At 68.1% G+C, this 7,243-nt stretch carries 5 protein-coding genes and 2 pseudogenes; 1 reads left to right on the forward strand and 6 read right to left on the reverse strand.

The features are described 5' to 3' along the window. Window positions 1-190: 190 nt before the first annotated feature. The 5 genes and pseudogenes from OC490_RS47805 to OC490_RS47825 form a co-directional block, all read right to left on the reverse strand. A complete protein-coding gene (locus OC490_RS47805) occupies window positions 191-574 on the reverse strand; it encodes a transposase (protein ID WP_410099274.1) in 384 nt (127 codons plus the stop codon). Between the two features lie 37 nt (window positions 575-611). Beyond that, window positions 612-1,265 carry an IS3 family transposase gene (locus OC490_RS47810; protein ID WP_410099275.1) on the reverse strand — a complete coding sequence of 218 codons (654 nt, stop codon included), beginning with the start codon at window positions 1,263-1,265 and terminating at the stop codon, window positions 612-614. 157 nt (window positions 1,266-1,422) lie between these two features. Continuing rightward, window positions 1,423-2,294, reverse strand: a pseudogene (locus OC490_RS47815) (IS5 family transposase); the annotation flags it as partial. Window positions 2,295-2,666: 372 nt separating this feature from the next. Continuing rightward, a complete protein-coding gene (locus tag OC490_RS47820) occupies window positions 2,667-3,380 on the reverse strand; it encodes an RICIN domain-containing protein (RefSeq protein ID WP_262064341.1) in 714 nt (237 codons plus the stop codon). A gap of 123 nt (window positions 3,381-3,503) precedes the next feature. Beyond that, window positions 3,504-3,678, reverse strand: a pseudogene (locus tag OC490_RS47825) (ATP-binding protein); the annotation flags it as partial. Window positions 3,679-4,111: 433 nt separating this feature from the next. On the opposite strand from OC490_RS47825, the gene OC490_RS49715 reads away from it, so the two are divergent. Next, window positions 4,112-5,179: a hypothetical protein gene (locus tag OC490_RS49715; RefSeq protein WP_262064342.1), complete on the forward strand. Its 1,068-nt coding sequence runs from the start codon at window positions 4,112-4,114 to the stop codon at window positions 5,177-5,179. 152 nt (window positions 5,180-5,331) lie between these two features. Here the strand turns inward: OC490_RS49715 and OC490_RS47835 are convergent, their stop codons facing one another. Continuing rightward, complete coding sequence (locus OC490_RS47835; RefSeq protein ID WP_262064343.1) at window positions 5,332-6,786, reverse strand: IS701 family transposase; 1,455 nt, start codon at window positions 6,784-6,786, stop codon at window positions 5,332-5,334. Window positions 6,787-7,243: the final 457 nt, after the last annotated feature.

The following is a 7,243-nucleotide window of genomic DNA, read 5'->3' on the forward strand; positions in this document are numbered from 1 at the left end:
CGGTGGGCGGATTGTGACGGCGTCGTCGTGTGTTCTGGTGGGCTGGGGCCAGGCACGGTGCTCGGCCCGTTTGAGCAGGTAGTTGGACATCTTGCGCTTGACGACACGGAGCTGGCTGCGGAGCCGGCGCGGCGGCAGGAGTGTGGTCAACAGGTCGTCGCGGAGCCGGATCAGGGCCGTGATCCGGTGCTCAGGGGGAAAAGATGCCGGGTGCGGCGGTGACGCTGCGGCGGGCTGCGCGCAGGGTGTCGGTGAACGAAAGCCGGTCCGGGGCGATGCCGTGGACGGCAGCGGTTCTGGACATCAGGGACCTCAGAGCGTGGTGGACCAGCAGGTGGGCCCAGATCTGCTGGCGCACGCCGTCGGGGGTCTTGCTGGCCAGGACGACGCGGGGGCCGCGCTGATGGGTTTTGATCTCGTCGAAGACCGACTCGATCTCCCACCGCCGGGCATACAGGGCCGCGAGTTCGGCCGCGGGGAAGCGTTCCGGATCGAGGAGGTCGGTGACCAGGCGGTAGTGCATGTTCCGGGTGTCCGCTCCGCCGCCGGACAGCTGATAGGCGAGCACCCTCACGTGACCTGCCCCACCATTTGGGCTCCAGGCTCGGTGACTAACCAGCAGCCGGGGTGATGTCGTTCTCGGAGAGTAGTTCGTACTCGATGGGGGTGCGGTAGCCCAGTGCTGAGTGTCGTCGCTGGCGGTTGTAGAAGATCTCGATGAACTCGAAGATAGCGTTGGCCAGTCCGACCCGGGTCTTCCACCGCCGACGGTTGAGCAGCTCGATCTGCATCGAGGACCAGAACGACTCCATCATCGCGTTGTCCAGGCCGTCCCCGACGGTGCCGAACGACGGCAGGAGGCCGGCGGAGCGGATCCTTTCCCCGAAGACCCAGGAGGTGAACTGGGTGCCGTGATCTGCGTGAACGATCCCGCCCGGCTTGGGGCGGCGGTTGCGGATGGCCATGTCCAGCGCGTTGACCACGAGGGTGGAGTCCTGCCTGGAGTCGATGGACCAGCCCACGATCCTGCGGCTGAACGCATCGAGGACTGCCGCGCAATAGACCCACCCTTCTCTGGTGTGGTGTTGCGTGATGTCGGTGACCCACAGCTCGTGGGGGCGCAGCCGATGGAACATCCGGTTGACCAGGTCGTCGGCGGTGACGACGCCACGCAGCCGCTTGATGCGTATTGGCCCGGGCAGGCCGTGGATCCCGGCCTGCGTCATCAGCACCGACACGGTCCTGGAGCACACCTGGATGCCCATTCCCAGGGTGAGCTCGGCGTGGACGCGGCGGTAGCCGCAGGTGCCGTGGGAGGCGACGTGGACCTCCCGGATCAGCCCGGTCAGCCAGTCCCGCCGTAACTGCCGGGGCGTGGTCGGTGTGCGCTTGTGCTTGTAGTAGGGCCCGTCTTCAAACTGATCTTGCCCAGAGCAGGAATGACGCGAGACTGACCGCTGCCTCGTAGGAGGTGGCGGTCTTGTCGTACCTGGTGGCGATGCCGCGAAAGCCCTTGATGCGGTTGAAGCAGCGCTCAACTAGGTTGCGGCGGCGATAGATTCGACGGTCGAATGCCGGTGGCCGGCCGCCGCGACTGCCGCGGTTGTGCCGGTGTCGCTGCTGGTCGGCTTTCTCCGGGATGGTGCAGGCGATGCCGCGTTTGCGCAGGTAGGCGCGGAATCCTCGGGAACTGTAGGCCTTGTCGGCGATGACCTGGTCGGGTCTGGAGCGGGGACGTCCACGTCCGGTCCGCGGGACCCGGATCCGTTCCAGGAGGGGACGCGCGCAGATGCTGTCGTGGCGTTGGCCGGGCGTCAGCAGGATCGCGAGCGGGCGACCCTTGCCGTCGCAGGCGAGATGAATTTTGGTGGTCAGGCCTCCTCGGGATCGGCCGAGGGCGTGATCGTCTGGTTCGTCCGGCCGGTGGGTCCCCCTTTTCGGCCGGTGGCGGCGGCGTGCTGGTGGGCCCGGACGATGGTGGAGTCGATCTGGACGAGCCAGTCGACGTCACCGGCCGCGTCCGCGTGGGCCTGGATCTGCCGGAGGGCCCGGGTGAACACTCCGTCCAGCGCATAGCGGCGGAAGCGGGTGTAGACCGTCTGCCATGAGCCGTAGCGATCCGGCAGGTCACGCCAGGAGATCCCGGTCCGGATCTTGTAGACCATCCCGTTGACGACCCGCCGATCCTCCACACGCGGCCGGCCCGTCGCGGCCCGCGGAATGAGTGGAGCGAGTAACTCCCACTCCTGATCGCTGAGTTCATGGCGACGTATCACCCCACCATGATCCACCATCCGGTGATCTTTGAAGACGGACCCTAGCAGTCCGGGAAGCCCAAAACCTGAACAAGACGGACTAAGCACGCCGCAGTCGGACGCTAAACGGCCTCTCTGGCAGTAGTTCGGCGTCGGGGATCAGCGGGGCAGCGGTTGACGCTGAGAAGGATCTTCACGTCCGGCCCCGTCCACTCCAGGAGCCCCGAGCCTAGCTGGCCTCCCCCGCGTTTCGAGGAGACGTCGCTGCGGCTCGGTGCGCCCGTGCCGCATCAGCGCCGCCGGCTTCACCGTGGGGCGCACGGCTCCGTCTGGCAGGCGCGACGGCTCGCTGGTCGGGGCCTTGGCCTGCCCCGGCCTGACTCGGTCAGGTTCGCCCTAGCGAGGTCTGGTTCAGAAGCCCAGTTTCCAATGCTGGTATCCGCCACCGTTGCAGTCCTGTATGTAGGCGCTACCGCCATAATTGCTGTCCAGGCACTTCGACGCGCGGACATTCGTGAGCATGACATTGTCCCAGCTCGATCCGTCTGCCCGCCAGAGCTGGCTCGCGGGGGCCTCCTGCGTCCATGAGACTCCCTCACAGGGGACGGTGGCGAGCACCAGGGACGGATTGTCGTTCCAGTACAGGCACCGTTGGGTCGCCTTGTTGATGATCTGGACGATGTCGTGGTCCGTTTGGGCTTTGTAGGCCACAGTCCAGGTCTGGTAGTCGTTGCCCTGCTGACAGGGGTTTGTGTAAACCTGGCCTGCGGCGTTGCTGTCCAGACAGCGCCCGGTTTCCCAGTTACGCAGGAGGTTCACATATCTGTAATAGGTCGCGGCAGACGCGGAGTTCGCGTTCATGAAAGCGAACCCCAACGACAGGGCGAGCGCGAGCGCTCCTGTCCACCAGCGGCGCGACATCAGCCCCGGGCGCGAGGCCCGGTTGGCCGTCTGTCTGTCAGCCAAAGCCTGGGCCTCCTTGTCGGCCGAGGTCGGGTCGGTCGCGCCCGGTGTCGGAGTCGGATCGGTGGCGAAGGCCGCGGTGGCCGGGACGAGCAGCGCGCCGGCCGCGACGCCGGTCAGGACAGCGATACGCAGCGGGCGCAGGGTGAGACGGCGGGACATGTGAGGGCTCCAGTTCCAGCCCGGTTTGGTCGTTCCTGGTTGCCGATCCGCACCAGGTTCCGGGCATGGCTTCACCCTGACGGCCACTTGTGAGGAACCTGTCAGAGCGCTGTCGTCATCCCATCAGGGTCGACCGGGGCCCTCCGGCTTCCGTGACGCGGCTGTCGGCAGCCGCAGGGTGAAGGTGGCCCCCTTCCCCCTCCGTGCTCGCCACGTCCACCGTGCCGCCGTGGGCCTCGGCGAGCTTCAGGACGATCGCCAGGCCGAGGCCGCTGCCGCCGGTGCTGCGATTGCGGGACGACCGTCCCACGGCCCGTGCGATCCAGCGGCAGGCTCCGCCGCACCGTCCCGTACGCCCGGATCGCCAGGTCGACCGTGTCCCCGACGGCGTGCAGCGGGACCAGCAGCAGATCGCCGGCCAGGGCCCAGCCCCCGCGCGCCGCGACCGCCGTGTCCTTGCGGAGCGGGGTCAGGTAGTGCGGTCGGGTGACGAAGTGCAGCATGCGCCCTTCGAGTGCCGCGTGCGCGAAGATCGTGACCACGATCTGCCCGTCCCAGCTGATCACCTGAGCGGTGAGATAGCGCCGGGTGGCCGTGCTGGACGGTGCGCCCCTCGCGCCGCGGACCATGTCGTCGGCCTCCGGCCAGACCTTTTGCAGCCCGACGGGCAGGTTCTTCCACTCCGTCTCGGGCACGCCGAGCATCTCGGAGACATCGCAGTTGGGTAGCGAGTGCGTTTCCACGAGGACGTCCCGCAGGCGCTCCAGTTCGTCGCGTACGTCGTCCATCAGCTCGTCGGCCTCGAACTCCCGGAGGCCTTCGAGTTCTTCGTGGTCCTGGTTCTTGCCGTCGTCCTCGTCGTCTCCGCCGGCCGCCTTGAGCCGGATGCGCGACGACGTCTTGTCCCAGGGGATGCCCGCACCGACGAACCGGTACTCGCTGCCGTAGTTCGTGTAGGCGACGGACTGCCAGGTCTCGGTCACCTTGATGACGGCGATCTTCCTCGCCGAGACCGGAGCGGCATGGGGCCGGTCGCCGATCGTCCGGCGTCCCGGCCGCACCGCGAGCACATAGGCCCAGGCCACCCACCGGTCCAGGACGTACACAGCAGTGACGGCCAGAGCCAGCAGTACGGCCTCCCGCGTACCCCGCCGCAGGGCCTCACGGAGCACCGGAGCGTAGGTACCCGCGAGGCGGTAGACGGCGAAGGCGGCGAGGCCGAGCAGGATGAAGGAGACGAGCGACGTCGTCCCCCACCGCAGGATGCGTCCGACCCTGCCGCCCCGGAGCGACATGTGCAGGAGTGCCGCGGCGACGAGGATCCCGGCACCCCACGGATACCGGAGCGTGGTCAGGCCGACCACTTCGACCAGCAGAGCCGCGCGCAGGCGCCACTGCCTGCGCGCGGCGACGCAATGGCTGAGCACGGGCGCGAGCTGGAAGCCGAACGAGGGTACCGGCCGCTTATCCGCGAACAGCACCTCGCGCAGAGCCAGCCGCGCAAGGTACTCCCCCGCGTATGGGCTGAGCTGCGGTATGCGCCGCTGTCTCCGCCTCCCGCGCGCCTGGTCCTCCATGCGGCCCAGCAGAACCTTCATCTGCTTCAGACGGTGGGGCCGGTCGTGCACCGACGCGCAGATCTGACGGGTGACCGAGGTGTCCGGTATCTCATCGCGATGGGCGTACGATCTCCGCCACACCGACTCGTCAGGCGCCGGAACCTCCGGTTCGGGGTCGGCCGGCTCTGCGTCGCGACGGATACGTGGGCTCCCCGGTTTCAGGTCTTTCCAAGACGGTAGTACCACACGCCCTCCCCCGACCCGCGCCGACGCAGGCCAGTATTTTCCCGACCAGCCGGGCGCGCGCCAGAGTGCGCGATCCGTGTCAGACGAAGGCTCTTCGAGACTCCGGCAAGTAGCCGAAGTGGCGTACGTACGGCGTCACTTGGCGCCTAGCGGTGGTTTGTTGACGGCGGATCGGGGCGGTAGAGGTCAAGGGGTCTGCCGGTAGCGACGGCGCCGATCAGGGCCTGGAGTTCGCTGGGTGGAGGCTGGGCTGTCCAGGCTCGCCAGCAGCGTTGCAGCATGTTCCAGGGCACCAGCCAGCCACGGACGGCCCGGATCGCGCGGGGCCGGCAGGGCAGTTGGGGCGGATGATGTTCTGTCCCGCCCCTCTCTGCCGCTCTTGACGGCGTGTCGGGTTCAGGTGTCGGGTCGACCGACGCCGGTGGCGGTGGGGCGAACCAGGTGTTCCAGCAGAAGCTGAATGCGCAGTTGACCAGGGTCTGGTGGCGGCGGATGGCGGTGTCGGAGCGGACCTGGAAGTCGGCCCAGCCGAGTTCGTCCTTGACCTGTTTGTAGCTCTGCTCGACCCAGTGCCGCAGCCCGTAGATCCGCACGATCTCGGCGAGGTCGGCGGGCAGGTAGGGCGAGTCGGCGACGCGCAGGGAGCCGGGTCGGGGCAGATCGGTGGCCAGATACCAGGTCGCCTTCGCCGGCAGGGTGGCCGGGTCGGTGGTGGCCACGACCAGGCGGACGTTCCCGTCCGGGCCCCACCAGCCGAGCCGGGCTTCAGAGGCCCACCTGGTGGCGGTGTGCCCGTCGCGGAAGGTGCGCTCGATGCGTGTCCAGTCCCCGGGGTGGTCGGCGTCGGTCCAGGTCAGAGCGTGAGCGGCGTCGACGGGGGTGTAGGCGTCGGTGCCGTAGGACCAGGTGCCGTGCCGGGGTTTGAGGGCCATCACGAACGCCAGGCCGGCTGCGTGCAGGCCGGCACGGAAGCTGTCGTGGTCGCCGTAGGCGCAGTCGGCGGCCACCGCCCGGAAGACGAGCCCGGCGGCCTTGGCCTGGGCGGCCAGGGCCACCGCGATCTGCAGTTTGGACTGGAAGCCCGGGTCCTTCTTCCCCTGCGGGAAGTGGTGGGCCGGGGTGTAGGGGCGGGCGTGCACGGGGTAGTAGACGCGCTGGTCCGCCCAGCAGGTGGTCACGGTGACGACACCCCGGTCGATCTTCCCGACCGAGCCCAGGTACTGCTTGCCCACGTGCGCGGTCGCCGTCCCTGACTTGCGGTCCCCGGAATCATCGATCACCAGCACCCCGCTCCCGTGTGGGGCGGTGGCCGGATCGGCCAGCAGCAGCTCCAGGCGGCGGCCGTTGACCTGGTGGTTGTCCCAGGTCAACTCCGAGAGGAAGAACTGCAGCCGCTGCACCGCCGCATGCTGGGTACCGACCACCGGCTCGGTGCCGACGAGGCAGGTCAGCGTCTTGTTCCGGTCCCGTGGAAGCAGCAGCCCGGCCAGATACTCGCGAAACCCACGCCGCTGCGCCAGGGTCTCGAAGAGATCATCGAAGCGGGCGGCGTAGGCTTCCATCGGACCGGGCGCGGGCGGGCATGGCAGCCGCTTCGTCATCTGAGGCTCCACGAAGGCGAGTTGGAACTCTCACTTCCGACGTACTACCGCCCCGATCCGCCGTCAACAAACCACCGCTAGCCTCCAAGCAGAACCCAGTTCCGCCGGACGGCACCGACTCGTTCATGTCCGAGATCGGCTCCCAGCCTCGCGCCACCGCCTGGGACTGGGCGCAGTAGATCACCCGGTTCACGGCTGGCCCGCACCTCGTGTTCGCTGAACCGTTCGCCCGATCGCCAGGCGGGCCAGATCGAATGAGACTGGGGGCAGGACCTGCAGGCGCCGGACCAGAGCAGTTGAGATTTCAAGTCATCGTGCGTCTCAGCCGATCTGGTCGCCCCTGGCCACAGCCCTGACTTGGACCCAGATCATTTACGACAGGACAGCATGGGCCACTGTTCTGCTCCCCGCGCCCGTGGGGATGGCAGGTGTCCCGTGCCACTGGATCTTGACCGTT

The sequence above is a fragment of the Streptomyces sp. STR69 genome, assembly GCF_024519455.1.
In the GTDB taxonomy this organism is placed as follows: Bacteria; Actinomycetota; Actinomycetes; order Streptomycetales; family Streptomycetaceae; genus Streptomyces.

Bases quoted from the DNA above. Each gene is read 5' to 3' on its own strand.
- OC490_RS47835 (WP_262064343.1), bottom strand. From the start codon at position 6,786: ATGACGAAGCGGCTGCCATGCCCGCCCGCGCCCGGTCCGATGGAAGCC.
- OC490_RS47820 (WP_262064341.1), bottom strand. From the start codon at position 3,380: ATGTCCCGCCGTCTCACCCTGCGCCCGCTGCGTATCGCTGTCCTGACC.
- OC490_RS47810 (WP_410099275.1), bottom strand. From the start codon at position 1,265: ATGGGCATCCAGGTGTGCTCCAGGACCGTGTCGGTGCTGATGACGCAG.